The organism is Enterobacter sp. CFEC122 (assembly GCF_052983755.1).
Genome location: NZ_JBRIQR010000023.1, coordinates 56,580 through 78,333, shown reverse-complemented (window position 1 = coordinate 78,333; position 21,754 = coordinate 56,580). Strand labels below are relative to the sequence as shown.

Annotated in this window: 19 protein-coding genes; 5 read left to right on the top strand and 14 right to left on the bottom strand. The window is 50.2% G+C overall.

The annotated features are described in order from the left end of the window. Positions 1–329 precede the first annotated feature (329 nt). The 7 genes from pcoE to pcoA form a co-directional block, all read right to left on the bottom strand. Complete coding sequence (pcoE, locus tag ACVCAM_RS16640) at positions 330–764, bottom strand: copper resistance system metallochaperone PcoE (RefSeq protein WP_000723069.1); 435 nt, start codon at positions 762–764, stop codon at positions 330–332. A 217-nt stretch (positions 765–981) separates the two neighbouring features. Further along, positions 982–2,382, bottom strand: a complete 1,401-nt coding sequence (pcoS, locus tag ACVCAM_RS16635) for a copper resistance membrane spanning protein PcoS (RefSeq protein ID WP_001211179.1) — start codon at positions 2,380–2,382, stop codon at positions 982–984. Next, the gene (pcoR, locus tag ACVCAM_RS16630) at positions 2,379–3,059 is read right to left on the bottom strand and encodes a copper response regulator transcription factor PcoR (protein WP_001188930.1); all 681 of its coding nucleotides are present in this window, start codon (positions 3,057–3,059) and stop codon (positions 2,379–2,381) included. Before pcoR ends, pcoS begins: the two co-directional genes overlap by 4 nt. 54 nt (positions 3,060–3,113) lie before the next feature. Further along, positions 3,114–3,992 (bottom strand): copper resistance inner membrane protein PcoD, encoded by an 879-nt coding sequence (gene pcoD / locus ACVCAM_RS16625; protein ID WP_229692861.1) that lies wholly within the window; start codon positions 3,990–3,992, stop codon positions 3,114–3,116. 55 nt (positions 3,993–4,047) lie between these two features. Further along, entirely contained in the window at positions 4,048–4,428 is a 381-nt protein-coding gene (pcoC, locus tag ACVCAM_RS16620; RefSeq protein WP_000025662.1) for a copper resistance system metallochaperone PcoC, read from the bottom strand. A 39-nt stretch (positions 4,429–4,467) separates the two neighbouring features. After that, entirely contained in the window at positions 4,468–5,358 is an 891-nt protein-coding gene (gene pcoB, locus ACVCAM_RS16615) for a copper resistance outer membrane transporter PcoB (RefSeq protein ID WP_001378118.1), read from the bottom strand. 5 nt (positions 5,359–5,363) lie between these two features. After that, on the bottom strand, positions 5,364–7,181 hold the full coding sequence (pcoA, locus tag ACVCAM_RS16610) for a multicopper oxidase PcoA (protein WP_000925240.1): 1,818 nt from the start codon (positions 7,179–7,181) through the stop codon (positions 5,364–5,366). 234 nt (positions 7,182–7,415) lie between these two features. Between pcoA and ACVCAM_RS16605 the strand changes: the two genes are divergently transcribed. Beyond that, positions 7,416–7,865, top strand: coding sequence for a copper resistance protein (locus tag ACVCAM_RS16605; RefSeq protein ID WP_109217561.1), 450 nt, complete (start codon positions 7,416–7,418; stop codon positions 7,863–7,865). A 288-nt stretch (positions 7,866–8,153) separates the two neighbouring features. Further along, the gene (locus ACVCAM_RS16600; RefSeq protein ID WP_000287501.1) at positions 8,154–8,891 is read left to right on the top strand and encodes a peptidoglycan DD-metalloendopeptidase family protein; all 738 of its coding nucleotides are present in this window, start codon (positions 8,154–8,156) and stop codon (positions 8,889–8,891) included. A gap of 33 nt (positions 8,892–8,924) precedes the next feature. Here the strand turns inward: ACVCAM_RS16600 and ACVCAM_RS16595 are convergent, their stop codons facing one another. From ACVCAM_RS16595 to silC, 7 genes are all read right to left on the bottom strand, one after another. After that, positions 8,925–9,122 carry a DUF2933 domain-containing protein gene (locus ACVCAM_RS16595; RefSeq protein ID WP_000843494.1) on the bottom strand — a complete coding sequence of 66 codons (198 nt, stop codon included), beginning with the start codon at positions 9,120–9,122 and terminating at the stop codon, positions 8,925–8,927. A gap of 40 nt (positions 9,123–9,162) precedes the next feature. Further along, positions 9,163–11,610 carry an Ag(+)-translocating P-type ATPase SilP gene (gene silP, locus ACVCAM_RS16590; RefSeq protein WP_001353604.1) on the bottom strand — a complete coding sequence of 816 codons (2,448 nt, stop codon included), beginning with the start codon at positions 11,608–11,610 and terminating at the stop codon, positions 9,163–9,165. A gap of 126 nt (positions 11,611–11,736) precedes the next feature. Continuing rightward, on the bottom strand, positions 11,737–12,177 hold the full coding sequence (locus tag ACVCAM_RS16585; RefSeq protein ID WP_000758228.1) for a DUF411 domain-containing protein: 441 nt from the start codon (positions 12,175–12,177) through the stop codon (positions 11,737–11,739). A gap of 86 nt (positions 12,178–12,263) precedes the next feature. Next, the gene (gene silA, locus ACVCAM_RS16580; RefSeq protein ID WP_000574029.1) at positions 12,264–15,410 is read right to left on the bottom strand and encodes a Cu(+)/Ag(+) efflux RND transporter permease subunit SilA; all 3,147 of its coding nucleotides are present in this window, start codon (positions 15,408–15,410) and stop codon (positions 12,264–12,266) included. Positions 15,411–15,420: 10 nt separating this feature from the next. Further along, the gene (gene silB / locus ACVCAM_RS16575) at positions 15,421–16,713 is read right to left on the bottom strand and encodes a Cu(+)/Ag(+) efflux RND transporter periplasmic adaptor subunit SilB (protein WP_000157620.1); all 1,293 of its coding nucleotides are present in this window, start codon (positions 16,711–16,713) and stop codon (positions 15,421–15,423) included. Between the two features lie 113 nt (positions 16,714–16,826). Continuing rightward, positions 16,827–17,180, bottom strand: coding sequence for a cation efflux system protein CusF (gene cusF, locus ACVCAM_RS16570; protein WP_001246155.1), 354 nt, complete (start codon positions 17,178–17,180; stop codon positions 16,827–16,829). Between the two features lie 27 nt (positions 17,181–17,207). Further along, entirely contained in the window at positions 17,208–18,593 is a 1,386-nt protein-coding gene (gene silC, locus ACVCAM_RS16565) for a Cu(+)/Ag(+) efflux RND transporter outer membrane channel SilC (RefSeq protein ID WP_000475506.1), read from the bottom strand. 189 nt (positions 18,594–18,782) lie between these two features. Between silC and silR the strand changes: the two genes are divergently transcribed. The 3 genes from silR (at position 18,783) to silE (ending at position 21,613) form a co-directional block, all read left to right on the top strand. Continuing rightward, positions 18,783–19,463 carry a copper/silver response regulator transcription factor SilR gene (gene silR, locus ACVCAM_RS16560; RefSeq protein WP_000697968.1) on the top strand — a complete coding sequence of 227 codons (681 nt, stop codon included), beginning with the start codon at positions 18,783–18,785 and terminating at the stop codon, positions 19,461–19,463. Further along, on the top strand, positions 19,456–20,937 hold the full coding sequence (silS, locus tag ACVCAM_RS16555) for a copper/silver sensor histidine kinase SilS (protein WP_000555736.1): 1,482 nt from the start codon (positions 19,456–19,458) through the stop codon (positions 20,935–20,937). Before silR ends, silS begins: the two co-directional genes overlap by 8 nt. A gap of 244 nt (positions 20,938–21,181) precedes the next feature. After that, the gene (gene silE, locus ACVCAM_RS16550) at positions 21,182–21,613 is read left to right on the top strand and encodes a silver-binding protein SilE (protein ID WP_000790485.1); all 432 of its coding nucleotides are present in this window, start codon (positions 21,182–21,184) and stop codon (positions 21,611–21,613) included. Positions 21,614–21,754 lie beyond the last annotated feature (141 nt).

Sequence of the window (21,754 nt, the reverse complement as noted above, 5' to 3'; positions counted from 1 at the left end):
TTCTGCTGTGTAGAGACATTAAAGTTGTATCCTTTAACCTGAAAAAGACTTTAAAGTTGTAAAGTTTTAAAAAAACACATACAAAACATGATGCTAAGTGTGTATCACACGCTGTTCCAACATTATGCCTTGATGTTCTTGCAGGAACTGCAATTTACAGGAGGAAAAAGGTGTTTTTGTAGTTATCTGGCGTTACGTGACAGTGTTGGTCAGATACTTCCACCTCTTCAGAGTTAAAGTTTGATATATGGGAAAAAAAACGCTCCCGGACGGGAGCGTAAGCCAGTGACTTCGGCGTCAAATGAGGGTCTAACAAGTGGAGCTGCGGGTTAATTCTGGGTGATCTGACTGCGATGCTTATCAGCCTGCTGCTGGTGAACAACGGAAGACTGACCATTATTCGCCTTCTCATGTACAGCTGCGGCCTTCTCATGCTCGCTCATTTCAGAAAATGACTTTGCTGTTTCGTTGGTAGCTCCGGGTTTAGCTTTCATCATTTTTTTATGCATTTCAGCCATGTCCTGGTGGGCAGCAGAATTGCTGTTTTGCATCATGTCATGGGACATTGCGGCCTGATCGTGACTGCTCATATCCATCATTGTCATGCTGTCTCCCTGAATTGCACTTTTTTCAGCAGATGACTGCATCTGGTGGGCAGGTGCCTGTGCATTATTTACCTGGTCATGCATGTTCATTGTCTCTGCAGCCATGGCAGATGAAGCGGCAGCCATAATGGCAACAAATGATACGAGAATCTTTTTCATGGTTGGGTCTCCGGTGTTTACATACCCAAACAATCAATGGCTTATAACAGAGAAAGCAGTTGATCTCAGGGCGGGTTAATCATCACTCCAGGAACCAGGTGATTGTGTTATCACGCTGCTCCTGATTTATGAATAATTATAAAAAACCGCCTCTGTTTATCGCGTGACTGAATGATGACAATTTTGTCACCTTCCAGGTTTCTCCTGAACAACGGGATTAATCCATTAACAGGCGCACTTTGAACACAATTTCACGCCCCTGCTGTTCTGCTGACAGCTCGCCGCCGTGAGCATGAATGATCGACCTTGTAATTGATAATCCCAGCCCCGCGCCTTCCGTGTTGTAGAACCTTGATGAGTCTGCGCGATAGAACCGGTCAAACAAACGTTCCAGATTAGCGGGAACCTGGCCGGACATCGTATTCGTAATCATCACGTTCACACAGTCACTGTCACGCTCAAGGTGTATCGCTGTACAGGTGTTATCGGGAGAATACTTGATTGCATTGGAAAGCAGGTTACTGAAAGCACGTCGGAGCATATCGCTGTCTCCGGCAACAACGCCCTCTCCTTCAACCGTGATTGTCTTTCCTGTTTCGTCTGCCAGGGGCTCGAACAACTCACGTAATTCATTCAGTTCGGCTGCCAGATCCACATCATGTTTATCCAGCCGCAGCAGACCATGCTCTGAACGTGCCAGAAAAAGCATGTCACTGGTCATTCGTGACAACCTTTTCAGTTCTTCCAGGTTAGCGAATAAAATTTCGCGGTAATGCGAAACATCCCTTTCCTTAGCCAGTGCAAACTGCGTCTGCATCATCAGATTACTGACTGGTGTGCGCAGCTCATGCGCGATGTCAGACGAGAAATCTGACAGTTTCCGGAATGCCCCCTCCAGGCGATCAAACATATTATTGAACTCCTGCATGGTCTCAGAGATTTCCGGCGGAGCCAGATCGGGATTTAGACGCTGATCCAGGCTGTGTACGGTCATGGAGGAAGCCAGACTGGTCATTTCCCGTAGCGGTTTCAGACCAATACGTGTGGTCAGCCAGCCCAGAAAAACAGAAATAAAGACCAGACCGATATTGAACCAGAACAGCCAGGTACTGAGTTTGTCCATAAACAGGGTGTGATACCCAGTATCCGTGGCAACCGTAATGATGACATGTTTGCTTTTACCCTGTTCCGGCGTCACGGCAACCCGCCGCGAGATACTGCGGTACACGGTGTTATTTTCTTCCGTCTGGATCATATAGTCGAGAATATCACCCGACTTATTAAGCAGGATCGCTGGAACAACAGAATTTTTGGCATAGAGTTCAACAATTTTTTCATTTTCCATGTTTTTTATAGAAATGAATAAGCCATTGTGCCCCACCATCGCATCGTTTATTTTTTCTGATAATGACTTAATATCCGTTTTGTTCCTGAACGTCTCTGTTTTAAGAAACTCTTCGGTGAGCTGAAGTTTACCTGTCAGAAAATCGCGGTCCTGATTATCGAAATAGCCATTAAGGGTGCTAATCAGGATAAAACTTGATAACCACCATACCGTAAGCATCACCGCAGAAAAAATCAGGCTCAGGCGTGTGGTCAGGGAAATTTTGAACCTCACTCTTCTCTGATCTCCAGGACATATCCGGCACCGCGAACGGTATGGATCAGTTTTGGCTCAAAGTCATCATCAATTTTACTTCTCAGACGTCTCACGGCGACATCAATCACATTCGTATCACTGTCAAAATTCATGTTCCAGACCAGGGACGAGATAAGACTCCTGGGTAACACTTCTCCGGTGCGTTGCAGCAGCAACTCAAGCAGAACGTATTCTTTACCGGTGAGATGGATCTTCTTCCCCGAACGGATCACGGTCCGGCGCACCATATCAACGGTCATATCGGCGATGGTGCAGACTGTTGCGGCCTGCGAGCGTGCCCGGCGCAGTAGGGTTCTTACACGTGCAACCAGCTCCGTAAAATCAAAGGGCTTAATCAGGTAGTCATCTGCGCCAAGCTCCAGTCCTTTCACTTTGTCCCGCACGTTGTCCTTTGCGGTTAAAAACAGGACCGGTTCTTCGTGCCCGGACTCCCTCAGTGCGCTGATGATTTGCCACCCGTCGAGGAAAGGCAGCATCACGTCCAGTATTATCAAATCATACTGTCCCTTCGACGCGGCCCCGAGACCATCGCGGCCATTATTAAAGAGATCGGCCTGATAGCCTTCCTCAACCAGTCCCTGCTGCAGGTAACGACCTGTTTTTTGTTCGTCTTCAACGATTAAAATACGCTGCATGGTCAACTCGCTGATATGAAAGTAAAAATCTCACGCATGAGCTTTGGCTGTCCCCTAGCTGACCTGAGACGGAGCAAGCATTCCGAGCCACGCTACGGCGCCCAGAATGATAATCGCAACAACGAATTCTGTCAGGATGCTGTTTCGCATCAGGGCAACGCTGCGATCATAATTCCCTTCCCTGACCATAACTTCAAGCCGGGGACCCAGGTGAAACCGGTTTGCTGCAGCCAGAAGAAGCATCAGAACAAACAGAGCCGTCTTGGCAAGCAATATCCTCCCCCAGGAACTGTTGAATAAGGGAGTTAAGTTACCCTCAGCAATATACAGATAGTTGACCAGCGCACTCAGGATCAGGGCTACAACAATCACCGTTCCTGCCGTGGCAAATTTTGCCAGGGAGTCAGATATCACAATGACGCTCTGTGCATTATGCTCGTTTCTGCGCATCAGCAGGATAGCAAATGCAACCAGAGCACCTGTCCAGGCACCTGCAGCGCCGAGATGGGTCAGATCGCTCAGTAAATGGAGATAGTAATGCAGACCGTCATGCATAACGGCGTGTCCTCCCCAGGCAAGTGTAGCCAGCGCCACGCCCCCACTCATCGTCATCAGCAGGCAGGACAATACTCTCTTATTAGTGTAAAGGAACAAAGCACCGAGTGTGGTAAACAGGGCACAGAGCCTGACAATCCAGCTAATACCCACATCAGTTTCTTCTATCACCATCTCGATAACATGGATGGATAATTCTCTGAGGTCAGTTACTCCACTCATGGCATTAGATACCAGGAGCATATTAATGCCAGTAAGAATGATGCCTGTAACAACAGCAAAAGTTATAAACGACCTGAAATTAGTCAGGTTATAGGTTTCATGTCTGACACCGCTTATTCCATATATCTGAAAAAATGGCAATCCAAATATTACCATCAAATCCAGATAAAGAAGAAAACGAATAACAATCATAATCAGGTCGTTCATAATATTACTTCACTGTAAAGGTGTAATTACCGGTAATAGGGTGCGTATCTGAAGAAACCGCGCGCCAGTCAACACGATAAGTGCCAGCGGGTAAAGGCTCTCGCGGAATAATGACCATCGATTTAGGGTCAGCGCCTGGCGCCACTTTTGCCGCGACCGGCATCGGAGAATGTGATGACATGCCTTTCATACCCGTCATCGTTAATTTTGCACCTGAGAATTTCACGGTCAGATTTTCCGAGAAATTAAGCTGAATCTTTTCCGGGGCCGCTACGGCTGAATCAGCCTGTGGCACAGAGCTTTTTAATTCCGGATGGGCCATAGCAGAGAAAGCAACGCCCATAACGAGGCCACCTGTAAGAATGGCTTTATTTAAAATCGACATTTTATTTACCTGTTTAGTTGAGTGTTTTATATCAGTGCGTTAAAACCAGATTCTGGCTCCCGCCAGGAATACTACCTGATGGTCTTTCTCACCTTCTCTTTTCGCCATATCGGATGTTTTCCCGTAAAGTTGATTCCAGGAAACGCCTATATAGGGTGCAAACTCACGGCGTATTTCATAGCGCAGCCGGAGCCCCAGCTCTGTGTCAGTCAGTCCCCTGCCGCGACCCCGCGATTCATCATCCTGACTGTAGAAATTCACCTCATAGGATGGCTGGAGTATGAGCCGGTTAGTCAGTAAAACGTCGTATTCTCCTCCCAGACGAAGGGCTGCTTTTCCGCCATTACTGACAAAACCCGTAATTTCAGACTCAAAATTATAGAGTGCCAGCCCCTGAAAACCGACAGCAGCCCAGGTCCGGGCAGAAGCAGGTCTGAAATCCTGCCTGACACCCGCAACCAAATCCCACCATGGGCCAACCGCATGTCCCCAGAGTAACTGCGCTTCAGCCGCCTCCGTTTCCCCATTGCTTCGTTCACCTTCACTCTTTAGCCAAATCCGATCTGTGTCGCCTCCAATCCAGCTGTTAACACTCCAGCTGAAATTGTTGGTGTTATCCGACCGTTGCCATTCCAGTTGATCCAGCAGAACCAGATAATTAATCGCACTGTCGTGAATCGCATGCCCCTGTAAATTGCCGAATGCAGCCTTCCGGTCGGCATCGGTAACAGGCGGAATTGGCGTTCTGCTCTCAGTTACAATGGGCTCCATTGACGTCATCTCAGTGAAATTCTCATCTGCTGGCATCTGCATGGCAGACATGTCGTGCCCGGCGTGGGGATCTGCAGAGACGGAGCCCGCCGCAATAGAAAGCTGTGAGGTAAACAAACCGGCGACCAGAACAGGTATGGCCTTCAAATTTCTCTTCATTCGCATCATTCCTCCACCCGGACTTCACGAAACATTCCCATTTCCATGTGATAGAGCAAATGGCAGTGATACGCCCAGCGGCCAAGCGCATCTGCTGTCACTCTGTAACTGCGTTTTGTACCAGGGGGAACATCTATTGTGTGTTTACGAACCATGAAATTACCGTTTTCATCTTCCAGATCGCTCCACATACCATGCAGGTGAATGGGGTGAGTCATCATGGTATCGTTGATCAGCGTGATCCTGAGCCGCTCACCGTATTTCAGCAGCACCGGTGCGGCATCTGAAAACTTGATTCCGTTAAATGACCAGGCAAACTTTTCCATGTGGCCGGTTAAATGCAGTTCTATGGTACGGCCAGGTTCACGTCCGTCAGGATCCTCAAAGCGGCTTTTCAAATCCGCGTACGTGAGAACCTTTCTTCCGTTATTTCGAAGACCAATACCCGGATCATTTAATTTCGGAGAGACGCTCATCGCCTGCATATCAACCAGTGGGTTATCCGTTTCTGACGCAGGATGACTTTGCATACCCGGCATTCCGGCCATCCGGGAATGATCCATACCGGCCATGCTGCTGTGATCCATGGGCGCGGAGGATGTCCCGCTATCCGGAAGGTCAGCACCGTCCATAGACATCATCTCTCCGCTGTTATCCATGCCTCCCATCTGGCTGTGGTCCATTCCTGCCATATCATGTCCCATTCCCCCCATACCCATATCTTCCATGGTCAACAGAGGACGGGGATCGAGGGGGGGAACGGCAGCACTTAACCCCTCTCTCGTGGCCAGTGTCCCTCGAGCGTAACCGGTCCTGTCCATGGATTGTGCGAAGATGGTATAGGCCTCACCCTGAGGCTCCACAATGACATCATAGGTTTCGGCAACGGCAATCCTGAATTCGTCAACGGTAACCGGGTTTACATACTGGCCATCTGCAGCCACGACCGTCATTTTCAGCCCGGGGATACGGATATCGAAATAGGTCATTGCCGAGCCGTTGATAAACCGTAAGCGTATCTTTTCACCGGGACGGAACAGTCCGGTCCAGTTTTTCAGCGGGGCCTGCCCGTTCATGAGATAGGTGTAGGTGTAGCCACTGACATCCGCGAGGTCAGTCGGATTCATTTTCATTTCAGCCCACATTTTCCGATCGGCAATGGTGGCTGACAGCCCCCTGGTATTTACGTCGCGGAAAAAAGAGCCAACGGTTGGTTTATTGAAATTGTAGTAATCCGACTGTTTTTTTAATTTTTTCAGCAGGCTGTGAGGATTTTCATCGGTCCAGTCAGACAACATGACCACATGCTCACGATCGTAAGTAAACGGTTCTGGCTCCCCGGCATCGATGATAATGGCACCGTATACCCCCTCCTGTTCCTGCAGACCGGAATGGCTGTGGTACCAGTAAGTCCCGTTCTGCTTAACCTTAAAGGTGTAAACGTAGGTATCATCAGGCTCTATGCCCATAAAACTCAGCCCCGGAACACCATCCATATTGGCCGGAAGAATAATGCCGTGCCAGTGAATGGACGTCTGTTCATTAAGACGGTTTTTGACCTTCAGGGTAATGGTGTCACCTTCTTTCCAGCGAAGAACGGGCCCCGGCAGGCCTCCATTGATTGTTTTGGCCTGACGCTCACTGCCCGTGATATTGACGGCCGTTTCACCAATGGTCAGGTCAAACTGAGTACCCTGCAGGGATGCGGCAACTGGCAGGCTCAGACTGGAACGCGCATTGAAACTCCATACGCCAAGACTTCCGGCTACGCCAGAGAGGGTTAACCCCTTCAGGAAAGTTCGTCGAGACGTTTTCAACAGCATGCGCATTCCCTTATTTAAAGTATGGTTACTGACAGAATTCGAGAACCGATTTAAATTAAATTACTGGTTCATCCACTTACAATGAAATGAATCTAGCACACCTTAAGAAACAAATTCATTACAATCGTGTAATGTACATAGCTGTATTACATTTACGTCATCTTCCCCACAGGTTGATTATTTTTATATATGATCATAAGGACATCTTTTATGTACCTCAGAAGGTAATTACACATGAATATATTAATCACGACCACTGCGTTTACAGCTTTATTTTGTGGGGCAGCTTTTGCTCAGTCCAGTGATATTGCCCATGAAGCACATCGATTTATTAATAATGCCTCAGCCGTCAGTCATGTGAATTCCTCGACGCATGAAAACTTACCGGACAGGGTTAATAAAAACAACACGCCCTCATTCTCTGAAATGAATGAACATGAAAGGGCCATTGTTGCTCATTCATTTATGAACAACAGCGCGTCCTATGCGCATCAGAAAATGATTGAGGAACATAAAAAAATGCTGTCCGGCAGTGATGCAAATTCAAAGACCTCGTCTTCTTCTTTTAACGAACTGAATGCCGGAGAAAAAGCCGCTCTCGTGCATGAGCAGGTCAATAATGCCGGTGCGGAAGCACATCAGACGCAGGCAAGAAAGCTTCGCGGGCTGTATTCGACCAGGTAACTGCAGGCGGGTTAGTGCTTAGCGTCAGGTGCGCAGCAGGGCTTTACTGACGGGTTACGTAGCAGGACATGAGCCCCATATTGCTCTGCCGTAACCTGTTTCAGTCCCGTTAATCATCACCGTCGGGCTGGTCATACAGTTCCCAGAGCTTCAGGAGCAAACGGGAAACAAGATATGTTACAAAAATGACGACCATCAACGGTGCTCCCGATTAACTGACAGATGACACGCCTCCTGAAAACCCCTAGCATACGCCGCAGTGTTCATGCTAACGGCGAATTCCAGTAAATGTATTCTACCGATGTCGTAAAAGAAAATGCCTACCTTTCAGCCACCCGCTCGGGGCTGGAATCGAACGAGATCGCTACTCTTCAGCGCTCCTTGCCTTCCCGGTTTAATCTGCGGCATTTGAAAAAAAATGAATCATTAAAACTCGTACTGCAAAAGAAAGCGGGAAAATCACGTGTCGTGGCCTATAAATTTACGTCCGGTTCATTTAATTACACGGCGTATCGTATATCAGATAAAAAGTTCTATAACCTTTCCGATACTTCCGGGAAAGGCAGTCTCGATTATCCGTTACCGGCCACAGCAAGACTCAGTTCGCCTTTCAATCCTGCAAGACTTAACCCGGTATCGGGAAAAGTGAGTCCCCATAATGGCATTGATTATTCCATGCCCATGAACACGAAAATAGTCAGCGTCATCGACGGAAAAATCACCCGGGCCGAATACAACAGTACCATGGGATATTTTGTTGAAGTAACGGGAAAAGCCGGTGTTAAAACTCGCTATCTCCACCTCAATAAAATACTCGTTACTAAAGGGGCCAGGGTTACACGGGGAGGTGCTATTGCGTTATCCGGTAACAGCGGACGTTCATCCGGTCCTCATCTGCATTACGAGCTGGTCATCAATAACAACCCTGTTAACTCTCTGGCGTTCCGGGCAGCGGCACCCGCTGATAACAAACTCGAACAGCATGCCTTTGCGCATGCCAGAGACTACGAACGATACCTGGACTGATAACGGGACCGCGACGCGGCCCCGTCTGCCGGATTAATTTTTTTTATCGTTTTCACTTCCGTGATGTTGATGATCTCCATGCCCTCCGTGGCCGTGGAAAAGATGCATTAGCGGGCAGACCAGCAATAACAGATATGGCCAGTAACCTGCCACATGTGACCAGTGTTCGCGCAGGAGGGCAAATGCCGCGATCGCGGCGACAGCAATAAGCGCATAGGTGGTACTTTTCATACTGGACTCCTTCTGTTCGTAACTGACCCTTCACTCAGTGTTATTTCCCGAGCCTGACACTTTTCAGACGCAACGCATTCACAATGACGCTGACGGAGGAAAGAGCCATGGCCGCCGCCGCAATAACTGGCGACAGCAGTATTCCATACACAGGATAAAGCAGACCTGCAGCCACAGGCACGCCAAGTGCGTTGTAGATAAATGCAAAAAACAGATTCTGACGGATATTTTTCATGGTGATCTCTGACAGATGACGGGCCCTGTTCAGTATCATCAAGTCGCCTTTGAGAAGGGTGACTCCGGCACTTTCAATTGCCACATCTGTACCCGTTCCCATGGCTATACCCACGTCAGCCGCTGCCAGCGCCGGGGCATCATTCACACCGTCTCCGGCCATCGCAACCACATGGCCAGACTCTTTCAGTCGGGTTATCACTGCTTTTTTGCCATCCGGCAGAATTCCGGCTTCAACCTCATCTATTCCCAGTTTCCGTGCGACTGCTTCAGCAGTAAGCTGGTTATCCCCGGTGAGCATAACGATGCGGATCCCCGCCTGACGCAAAGCTTTAAGCGCATCCGGCGTGGTTGTTTTCACGGGATCCGAGATAGCTATCAGGCCTGCAAGGTCCCCGTCTGTGGCCACATAGATAACGGTAGCGCCTTCCATCCGCAACGTATCCGCAACGGCCTTTTGATTATCAATAACTATACTGTTTTCCTGCATAGCCAGTTCATTACCAATAACAACCCGTTGACCTTCGACATCGCCTGAGACACCTTTACCCGACGGTGCATCGAAATGAGTGACTGCGGGTATTGCGATCCCCTTTTCCTGTGCTGCTTTAACTACTGCCATACCCAGCGGATGCTGCGAGCCTTTTTCCACTGCGGCTGTTACACGCAAAAGAGATGTTTCCCCACCCGGATTGAGACTGATAATCCCTGTCACCGTAGGCGAACCTTCCGTGAGCGTGCCTGTTTTGTCGACAACCAGCGTGTCCACTTTTTCAAGACGCTCAAGGGCTTCGGCATTCCTGATTAACACCCCGGCCTGGGCTCCTTTGCCCACCCCCACCATTATCGACATCGGCGTGGCCAGCCCCAGCGCGCAGGGACAGGCAATAATCAGGACCGACACAGCCGCAATGAGACCGTGCGCCATCCTGGGCTCGGGCCCCCAGACAGACCAGATCACGAAAGCAACAACCGCGATAAGTATCACCAGAGGAACAAACCAGCCTGAAACGCTGTCAGCCATTCTCTGGATGGGGGCACGCGAACGCTGTGCATCAGCGACCATCTGAACAATTCGTGAGAGCATTGTTTCATCACCGACTTTCTCTGCACGGATGATGAGACTCCCTGTCTGATTAATGGTCCCCCCGATGACAGGGTCACCCTCCGTTTTGGTAACCGGCATAGATTCCCCGGTCACCATCGATTCATCAACGGTTGTTTTGCCTTCGATCACGATACCGTCGACCGGAATACTCTCTCCAGGTCTGATGCGGAGCTTATCGCCAGGCAGGACATCTTCCGCATTAATATCCGTTTCATGACCGTCATGATCCAGCCGTCTGGCGGTTTTGGGGGCAAGGTTCAGAAGCGCAGTAATGGCGCCTGAGGTTTGTTCCCGTGCCCGCAGCTCAAGAACCTGTCCCAGCAGAACAAGCACCGTAATAACTGCTGCGGCTTCAAAATAAACGGCCACCAGGCCATCCATGTTTCTGAACGATGCAGGAAACCAGGAGGGGAAGACGGTTGCAATGACGCTGTAAACCCAGGCTACGCCGGTCCCCATTGCAACAAGGGTAAACATATTCAGGGAGCGGTTACGTAACGACATTCCGGCCCGGGCGAAGAATGGCCAGCCACACCACAACACGACAGGGGAGGCCAGAAGCAGCTGCAGCCATGTGTTGTACTGTGGCGGTACTGTATTCCTCAACTCGGGAAACAGATGAGATCCCATTTCGAGTACCAGAACCGGAAACGCCAGCAACAACCCCAGCCAGAAGCGTCTTGTCATGTCGTGAAGTTCATCACTCGGCCCCGTGGATGCCGTAGCTACGAGCGGCTCCAGTGCCATTCCACAGACAGGACAGCTTCCGGGACCACTGCGGCGTATCTCCGGGTGCATCGGACATGTCCACACACCTTCAGAATTCTCTTTTTCCGCCTGGTGGTGAGGCTGTTTTATCTGATCAGGGCTGACTTCGTGATGATCGTGGTGATGGTGATGGGAATGTTCACTGGCATCTTCGGTAAGATAACGATCGGGATGGGCTTTAAATTTACTCTCACAGCTGGCGGAGCAGAAATAAAGTTGATGGTCCTGGTATCGAATGCTGCTGTGCGCCCTGTCGGGCAGGATGGCCATCCCGCACACGGGATCTCTCACCTTATGCAATACGTGGCCCTCGTCCGGGGATAATGTCTGCTCAGAAGCAGTCTGGTTGTTGTGTTGCACTGCATTGTCATTTTTCACAGTAACTCTCCTTATGCATACCGAAGCATCTTCTGTCTTCAGGGTATGTCATGGATGCGATTACCACGAATATCGCCGGCACAGGAGTGCCTGCTACCGGCGTCCCGTTATCAGCCGTTCCGCTGACTATTCGATTCGCTGGAAGACTTTTTTACTTCCATCCGGTGAGAATGCGATAACATCGTAAGCCTCTTTTCGGGCTCCCATCTCCATTCCAGGACTTCCTGCTGGCATACCGGGGGTGGCGAGACCGTATATACCTGAACCAGACTGCATTGCCTTATGTATCGTTGTCGCAGGCACATGGCCTTCAATGATCAAATTACCGGCAACCGCGGTATGACAACTTCGCAGTCCTGCAGGAATAGCATGCTTTTCTTTCAGGGCTGACAGCGCCTGATCATTCATGACGTGAGTTCGTACTTCAAACCCGTCTTTTTCCATCGCCTTGCCCCACAGGGAACAACAGCCACAGTTTTCAGATTTGTACATATCAATCACTTTTTCACTCGCCATCGCGGGCAGTGAAAGGCCGAGAGCCAGCGCCATCAGAACCACTTTTTTCATACTCACCTCTGTATATTATCGATTTAAACCCTGACGTCAGGGTGAATCAGTAAAGAAGGACACCCACAGGGGGTGCCCTTTCAGGTTCAGGACACGCTTTTTTTATGTCTGCGCAGCCAGATTAATTTGTAGGCGGCAGGAATAATGAACAGGGACAGCAGCGGAGCCGTGATCATCCCACCAATCATGGGTGCCGCGATACGGCTCATGACTTCTGAACCTGCACCGGTTCCCCAGAGTATTGGCAGCAGACCCGCAATGATCACCGCCACGGTCATGGCTTTCGGCCGGACACGCAGTACGGCACCATGATAGAGGGCTTCATCAAGGCCTTCCGGTGTGAACGTCTCTTTACGGGACAATTCCGGGTGCGCTTCAATGGCATGACGCAGATACATCAGCATGACCACGCCAAACTCTGCTGCCACCCCGGCCAGAGCGATAAACCCCGTTCCGGTTGCGACAGACATATGGAAGCCCTGCCAGTACAGGAACCATATCCCGCCAACCAGGGCGAACGGCAGGCTCATCAGGATCAGCAGGGCTTCATCAACCCGGCGGAATGCCAGATACAACAGGATGAAGATGATCATCACCGTCATCGGCACCATCAGCTTCAGTTTCTTGTTGGCATGCTCAAGCAGTTCAAACTGTCCGGAGAATGACACGCTGGTACCCGGTCTCAGTTTCACTTTCTGACTGATCGCCGTTTTAATGTCATTAACCACCGACACCATATCCCTGCCGCGCGCGTCAATGTAAATCCAGCTGGCTGGACGGGCATTTTCCGTTTTCAGCATAGTCGGCCCGGAAACGACCTTAATATCCGCAACATCGCCCAGCGTGATCTGCTGCTTCATCGGGGTCAGGATCGGCATCTGTTTCAGGGCCTGCGGGCTGTTCCGGTAATCCTGCGGATAGCGGATATTAATCGGGTACCGGGCCACGCCTTCAACCGTTTCCCCTACCGTCGCGCCGCCGATGGCTGATGAGATGAACAGCTGCACATCGCCCACCGTCATTCCGTAGCGGGAGGCTTTTTCCCGGTTGATATCCACATCAATGTAGCGCCCGCCTTCCAGTCGCTCTGCGAGAGCAGACACTACGCCGGGTACGGTTTTGGCGACCGCTTCGATACTCTGCGCCGTTGCATCGATATCGGACAGAACCGTTCCGGACACCTTGATACCTATCGGGCTTTTGATCCCGGTTGAGAGCATATCAATACGGTTACGGATTGGCGGCACCCAGAGGTTTGCCAGCCCCGGTAAACGGACGGTCCTGTCGAGTTCTTCAATAATCTTGTCAATCGTCATGCCTGGACGCCACTGATCCTCAGGTTTGAGCTGGATCGTGGTTTCAACCATTTCGAGCGGTGCGGAATCCGTGGCGGTCTCTGCTTTACCGGTCTTGCCAAATACAGAGGCCACTTCAGGAACGCTTTTGATTAACTTGTCCGTCGTCTGCAGGAGCGCTGCAGCTTCAGCCGGAGAGACACCCGGCAGGGTCGACGGCATATACAACAGGTCGCCCTCGTTAATCTTCGGCAGAAACTCACCGCCCACCTGGCTCAGCGGCCAGATAACGGTGAAAATGGACAAGGCCGCAACCAGCAGGGTTGTTTTTGGCCAGTGGAGAACCCGCAACAGCAATGGATGATACGCTTTGATCAGTACCCGGTTCAGGGGGTTACTGGTCTCTGCAGGAATTTTCCCCCGGATCCAGAATCCCATCAGAATCGGAATGACGATGATGGCCAGCGCGGCCGCGCCCGCCATGGAGTACGTTTTCGTGAATGCCAGCGGGCCAAACAGACGTCCTTCCTGACCTTCCAGGGTAAAGATAGGAATAAAGGACAGGGTGATGATCAGCAGGCTGATAAACAGTGCGGGTCCCACTTCAACGGAGGCATCGGTAATCACCTTCCAGCGGGTGGCGTTGTCAATCTGCTCACCCGGATGCTGATGATCCCACTCCTCAAGCCGCTTATGCGCATTCTCAATCATCACAATGGCGGCATCCACCATCGCACCGACGGCAATCGCTATCCCTCCCAGCGACATGATATTGGCGTTCAGTCCCTGGAAGTGCATGACGATAAAGGCGATACACAGACCAAGCGGCAGAGAGATAATCGCCACCAGGGCAGAACGTACGTGCCACAGGAACAGGGCACAGACGATGGCCACCACGATAAACTCTTCCAGAAGTTTGGAACTGAGGTTATCAATCGCCCGGTCGATGAGCTGGCTGCGATCGTAGGTGGTCACGATTTCAACGCCTTCCGGCAGGCTGGCCTTCAGCGTCTCAAGTTTATCCCTCACTGCCGTGATAACGTCGCGTGCATTTTTACCCGACCGCAGGATCACCACGCCGCCAGCGACTTCGCCCTGGCCGTTCAGCTCGGCAATACCACGCCGCATTTCAGGCCCGGTCTGCACGCGGGCAACATCCCGCAGATAAACCGGCACGCCGTTCTCGCCTGTTTTCAGGACGATGTTATTAAAATCATCAATGCTCTGAAGATAACCGCTGGCACGGACCATATACTCAGCTTCGGCCATTTCAACGGATGAGCCACCGGCCTCCTGGTTAGACGATTCAAGGGCCTGTTTCACTTCGGGCAGGCTGATACCATACTGAGACAATTTTACCGGATTGACCTGAATCTGGTACTGTTTCACCACGCCGCCAACCGAAGCGACCTCAGCCACGTTCGGGATGGTTTTCAGCTCAAATTTCAGGAACCAGTCCTGCAGAGAACGCAGTTCTGAAAGGTCGTGTTTTCCGCTGCGATCGACAAGGGCATATTCAAATATCCAGCCCACCCCCGTGGCGTCCGGACCGATTTCAGAACTCACACCGGCGGGCAGTTTTCCCTGTACCTGGTTCAGGTACTCCAGCACGCGGGAACGGGCCCAGTACAGATCGGTGCCGTCTTCAAAAATGACATACACATACGAATCACCGAACTGTGAAAAACCACGCACGGTTTTTGCGCCAGGCACGGACAGCATGGTGGTGGTAAGTGGATAGGTGACCTGGTTTTCTACAATCTGCGGGGCCTGGCCGGGATAGCTGGTTTTGATAATGACCTGCACATCTGACAGGTCAGGCAAGGCATCGACAGGCGTGTTAATAATCGTCCATGTGCCCCAGATGCTGAGAAACAGGGCCCCCATCATGACCAGGAAACGGTTGGCGACAGAGCGCCGGATAATCCATTCAATCATCGTCGTCTCCTCAGTGCCCTGAATGCATATTTACAGGCTGGTCAGACATTGCTGGCATACTGCTTTCTGTTTTTTCAGGGTGGCGCATACGTTCCAGTGCGCCCGTAATATTGGCTTCAGAGTCAATGAGGAACAGGCCACTGACCACCACGGTATCGCCTTCATTCAGGCCGGAGCCGATGCCGGACTGTTGCTGTGACTCATGCAGAACGTGGATCTGTTTCGGCACAAACTTGCCTTCATCATCAACAGTAATCACGCGCTGTTCTTTGCCGGTATCGATAACGGCCTGGCTTGGTATCAGCAGCATCTCCTGGCTTCTGGTATTCAGTTTCAGATAGGCATTCATGCCCGGCTTGAGAAACTCATCCTTATTAGAAACCTGGAGACGGACCTGAAGCGTACGGGTTGTCTGATCCACGCTGGGAAGAATATTCCATTTTTCGACATGGAATGTTTTATCCGGATAAGCCGGTACCGAAATTTCAAACTGCGACGTATCTTTCAGCAGATAGGCGATAGATTCTGGCACTGCAGCGCTGATCCAGACCGGGTCCATTCCCTGAATCTGAGCCACCACCTTATCTTTCGAAATATTCATGCCGGTGCGCAGGTCAAATGCAGTAATGACACCATCAATAGGTGCTTTAATGGTAAAACGGGTCTGAATGCTCCGGGTAGAACGCAGTCTCTGAATATCCTCTTCCGGCATACCTGCCAGGCGAAGCCGTTCCAGAACGCCTTTAATTTGCGTGGAAGTACCACCGGTGCTGGATAACAGAAGGAATTCACTCTGTGCTTCCACCCAGTCCGGAATGGTAATATCGATAAGTGGCGTCCCCTTCTTCACATGATCGCCAATCGTCATGGGGTAGACTTTTTCGACAAACCCGTCAGAACGCGCCTGCACAATAACAAACTGATACTCGTTATAGCTGACATTAGCCGGGATTGTCTGAGAATAATTCAGCATTCCTCGCGTGACTTTTTGCGTTTTTAATCCCAGATTCTGAACCTGGGTTGGGTCGATACGGATCCCGCCACTGCTTTTATCGCCACTGTCATCAGCATATTTTGGCACCAGGTCCATATCCATAAAGGGCGATTTTCCGGGTTTATCAAATTTGGTATCCGGTTTCATTGGGTCATACCAGAAAAGCACCTTTCGTTCCGGTGCCTTTTGTTCTGTTTTTTCTGTCTTTTGTGCTGAGTTTACATACTGCCAGGCAGTAACCGATATCAGCCCCCCTGCTATGAGGCTGCTGATAATTATTGCAGCATATTTTATCTTTAAAGAAGCCATACAATTTTCCGCTAAAAAATCAAAACACCTGGCATATGCGCCTGACGGTTAACTCACACATATACCTATGTGAATGTACAGGCGCACAGGATGTAATCGCTCCGGACAGCCAATCAGGACTGCGTCACGTTAATGCTTTTGAGTAAGGAGATATTGCCCTGCTGAATAAACGAGAAATCGACATGGTTGCCTGTTTTCAGGGCATTAATAGCATCGTCTGCATTAACAAAAGTAAAGCGCATGGTCATTGCAGGCCAGCCCACCGCTGGAATTGCTTCATGCGAAATGGTGATTTTCTTAGTATTCATATCAATGTCTTTAACGACACCGGTGCCCTTGATAACTTGCTGTACCGAAGCATCACTGGCAGTATTCATATCGCCATGCTGATGTGTTTCAGCATGAAGACCGGCAGAAAACATGACAGAGAAGGCACCAAATAAAACGGCTTTAAGTGAATTACGCATTTTAATTTCCTGATTAATTAAATAAATTTACTCTACCCAACCGCCACCCAGCGCGGTAAACAGATTAATTTCGTTAACCTGCCGGGAATAGGTAAGATCGAGAATGGTTTGCTGGGTAGCGAAGAGGGAACGTTCTGCATCCAGCACTTCGATGTAACTGACAGCACCACTTGCATACAATCCTCTGGCACGCTGGAGAGTTATCTGAAGTGAATCAAGATAACGCTGCTGTGACTCAAGTTGCTGGCTAAGGCTGTCGCGCAGCGCAAGCGTGTCGGAAACATCCTTAAAGGCTGACTGAATTTTTTGTTCGTAATTAACCACCGACTGTTGCTGGCGAATTTCAGCCAGCTTCAGATTGGCTTTATTCCTGCCAGCATTAAATATAGGAATTTCAATTTTAGGGATAAAATTCCACATTCCACTTCCTGACGTAAACAGGCTGGACAGCTCCGTACTGCTTGCGGAAAGACCACTGGTCAGGGTAATTGAGGGGAAAAAGGCCGCTCGCGCTGCGCCAATATTGGCATCAGCCGCTTTCAGCTGATATTCCGCTTCCATAATATCCGGTCGCTGCAGCAAAATTTGTGAAGACAGATTTGGTGGCAATTTTACTGGGGCTATCTCCCCGCCTTTCATCCCTTTTTCTGACGGAAGTGCGCGGTACGTTCCCAGCACCAGTTGCAGGGCATTGTTTGCCTGAGCCAGATCGCCTTCTCGTTTGGCTATTTCGGCGCGGGTACTTTCGATTTGTCCTCGCGCCTGTTCAAGTGCCAGAACGTTCGTACTCCCGGTCACGAGCTGCTGCTCAACGAAAGCATAGGACTGTTGATAATTTTTCAGCGTTTCCCGCGCAATACGAAGTTGTTCGTACGCCAGTTGCTGGCTGAAATAGCTTTGTGAAACGTTGGATACCAGCAGGATGTGTACGGCCCGACGGGCTTCTTCGCTGGCAAAGTAGTTCTGGCGATCAGCATCACTCATGTTCTTAAGTTTGCCGAAAAAATCGAGCTCATAGCTGAGCTCCAGTCTCGCGTCGTACTCCTGTGTGGTCGGCTTGTCACCTTTCAGACCACCGCTGTATGTTATCCCGGATGAGGCATTCAGCTGGGGATAACGATCTGCATCCGTGACGTTGAACTGGGCTCGGGCCTCTTCAACCTTCAGGGCAGCCATTCTCAAATCACGGTTATTAGTCAGAGCTTCACCGATCAACCGGGTAACCTGGGGATCGACAAAAAAGTTACGCCAGCCCGTATCCTGATAGCCATTTACCGCTGGCGTCAGGCTGTTATGGGACAGTGAAAACTGCTGGGGTACCGGTGCTGCGGGCCGCTGATATTCAGGCGCAAGCGACACGCAGCCTGCCAGGATGAATATCGTGCTAATGCTGAGTAATTTTAATTTGAACATAACGCTTCTCGTCCAGGCAGACCTGGTAAATGGTTCAAATGAAGTCCAGAGTATTGATAGGGGTACTTTACCTAACGCTCTCTGTTTGCCGGGTGACAGGATAATGACAATGTTGTCATTTTTGCTGTAATCCGTTGATAACGATCGTGGGCGCAATAGAATGACATTAGCAGCCAGCCGGGGAGCAAGATGAAAATATTGATCGTCGAAGACGAAATTAAAACAGGTGAATATCTCAGCAAAGGGCTTACAGAGGCAGGGTTCGTAGTGGATCACGCTGATAATGGTCTTACCGGATATCATCTCGCCATGACAGCCGAGTATGATTTAGTCATTCTGGATATCATGCTACCTGATGTGAACGGCTGGGATATCATCCGCATGCTGCGCACTGCCGGAAAGGGTATGCCGGTCTTACTGCTGACAGCCCTCGGCACGATCGAACATAGGGTCAAAGGACTGGAACTGGGTGCGGACGATTATCTGGTTAAACCCTTTGCGTTTGCCGAACTGCTCGCCCGGGTGAGAACCCTTCTGAGGCGGGGAAACACGATGATCACGGAAAGCCAGTTTAAGGTGGCTGACCTCTCGATTGATCTCGTATCCAGAAAAGTCAGTCGCGCCGGAAACCGCATTGTGCTCACCAGTAAAGAGTTCAGCCTGCTGGAATTCTTCATTCGCCATCAGGGAGAGGTTCTTCCCCGCTCCCTGATTGCCTCTCAGGTCTGGGACATGAATTTTGACAGCGACACTAATGCGATCGATGTCGCAGTAAAGCGACTCCGCGCTAAAATAGACAACGATTACGAGACAAAGCTGATCCAGACAGTCCGGGGCGTGGGCTACATGCTGGAGGTCCCGGATGCATAGCAAACCTTCCAGACGCCCTTTCTCACTCGCTCTGCGGCTGACCTTTTTTATCAGCCTGTCCACGATACTGGCTTTTATCGCATTCACCTGGTTTATGCTGCATTCTGTTGAAAATCATTTTGCCGAGCAGGATGTCAGCGATCTTCAACAAATCAGCACCACACTGAACCGTATACTGCAGTCCCCGGTGGATCCGGATGATAAAAAAATAAGCAAAATAAAGGAATCAATTGCCAGCTACCGCAACGTTGCCCTTTTGCTCCTCAATCCCAGGGGGGAAGTGCTCTTTAGCTCAGCTCAGGGGGCGGCACTACGCCCGGCAGTGAATTCAGCAGATTTTAGCGAGCACAGCCGCGCACGGGATGTCTTTCTCTGGACGGTGGAGGATCCTGCGGGACCGATGGATACCGGGTCCGAAATGAAGATGGAAACATACAGGATTATCGCCTCCTCTGGTCAGGCGATATTTCAGGGCAAACAGCAGAACTATGTCATGCTGACTGGCCTATCCATTAATTTCCATCTCCATTACCTCGATGCGCTGAAAAAGAACCTGATTGCGATTGCCGTCGTGATAAGCCTGTTGATTGTTCTGATCATTCGAATCGCTGTCCGTCAGGGGCACCTGCCCCTTCGTAATGTCAGCAATGCCATTAAAAACATCACCTCCGAGAATCTTGATGCGCGACTGGAACCGACACGCGTTCCCATTGAGCTGGAGCAACTGGTTATCTCGTTCAATCATATGATTGGAAAGATTGAGGATGTCTTTACCCGCCAGGCCAATTTCTCTGCCGATATCGCGCATGAGATCAGAACGCCCATCACCAATCTGGTGACGCAGACTGAAATCGCACTGAGTCAGGATCGAACACAGAGGGAACTTGAGGATGTCCTCTATTCCAGTCTTGAAGAGTATAACCGGATGACCAAAATGGTCAGCGATATGCTGTTCCTGGCACAGGCAGATAATAATCAGCTGATACCTGACAGGGTCATGTTTGACCTCAGAGCGGAAGTCATGAAAGTCTTCGAGTTTTTCGAAGCCTGGGCCGAAGAACGCAATATCACGCTCAAATTTAACGGGATGCCCTGCCTGGTTGAGGGAGATCCACAAATGTTCAGAAGGGCGATCAATAATCTGTTATCCAATGCCCTGCGTTATACCCCGGAGGGACAGGCAATCACCGTCTCAATAAGAGAGCAGGAGAGCTTTTTTGACCTTGTGATTGAAAATCCGGGGAAACCAATCCCTGAAGAGCATTTATCAAGGTTGTTTGACCGTTTTTATCGGGTGGATCCGTCCAGACAACGAAAAGGAGAAGGCAGCGGCATCGGCCTTGCGATTGTGAAGTCAATCGTGGAAGCACATCACGGAAGAGTGCAGGTGGAATCGGACGTACACTCAACGCGTTTTATCTTATCCGTGCCCAGACTGGAGAAAATGATTCCGGACACCCAGTGCTGGGAATAAAGATTTAAATGACAAAGATGTCATTAGCCTGTCATGCAGCAAACAGAAGCCATTCGATATAATTAGTGCAACTTATCAGGAAGGCTGGATTGCTTTATCAATATCCGGCGTCAGTGGACGCCAGGAAATGAATATCCAGTCCCCTCCCGGAGAAATAAACACTTCCGAACCTGTTTCAGTTATGGAACTGAAAACACCGGTTGTACTCCCCCGGACATCACTAATTAAGAAATGGAGAGTTATCATGAAAAATATCGTATTAGCATCCTTGCTGGGCTTTGGCTTAATTTCTTCGGCCTGGGCCACTGAAACCGTGAATATCCATGAGCGGGTCAACAATGCACAGGCACCTGCTCACCAGATGCAGTCTGCTGCGGCTCCTGTCGGGATCCAGGGGACTGCACCTCGTATGGCCGGTATGGACCAGCATGAACAGGCCATTATTGCTCATGAAACCATGACGAACGGGTCGGCGGATGCGCACCAGAAAATGGTGGAAAGTCATCAGAGGATGATGGGAAGTCAGACCGTTTCCCCTACCGGGCCGTCGAAGTCATTAGCGGCAATGAATGAGCATGAAAGAGCTGCAGTTGCCCATGAATTTATGAATAACGGTCAGTCTGGCCCACATCAGGCCATGGCCGAAGCGCATCGTCGCATGCTCAGTGCAGGCTGACGGCGAGGGAAGTATCTGTGCTGTCCTTATTTCCTTGATAGATTTTTCCGTAACCGGATATATGGCAACATCTTTGCCCCCTACAGGGGGCATTTTTATCAGATTCTGCTACAGTTAACGGGCATCAACGCTAAAAGGATA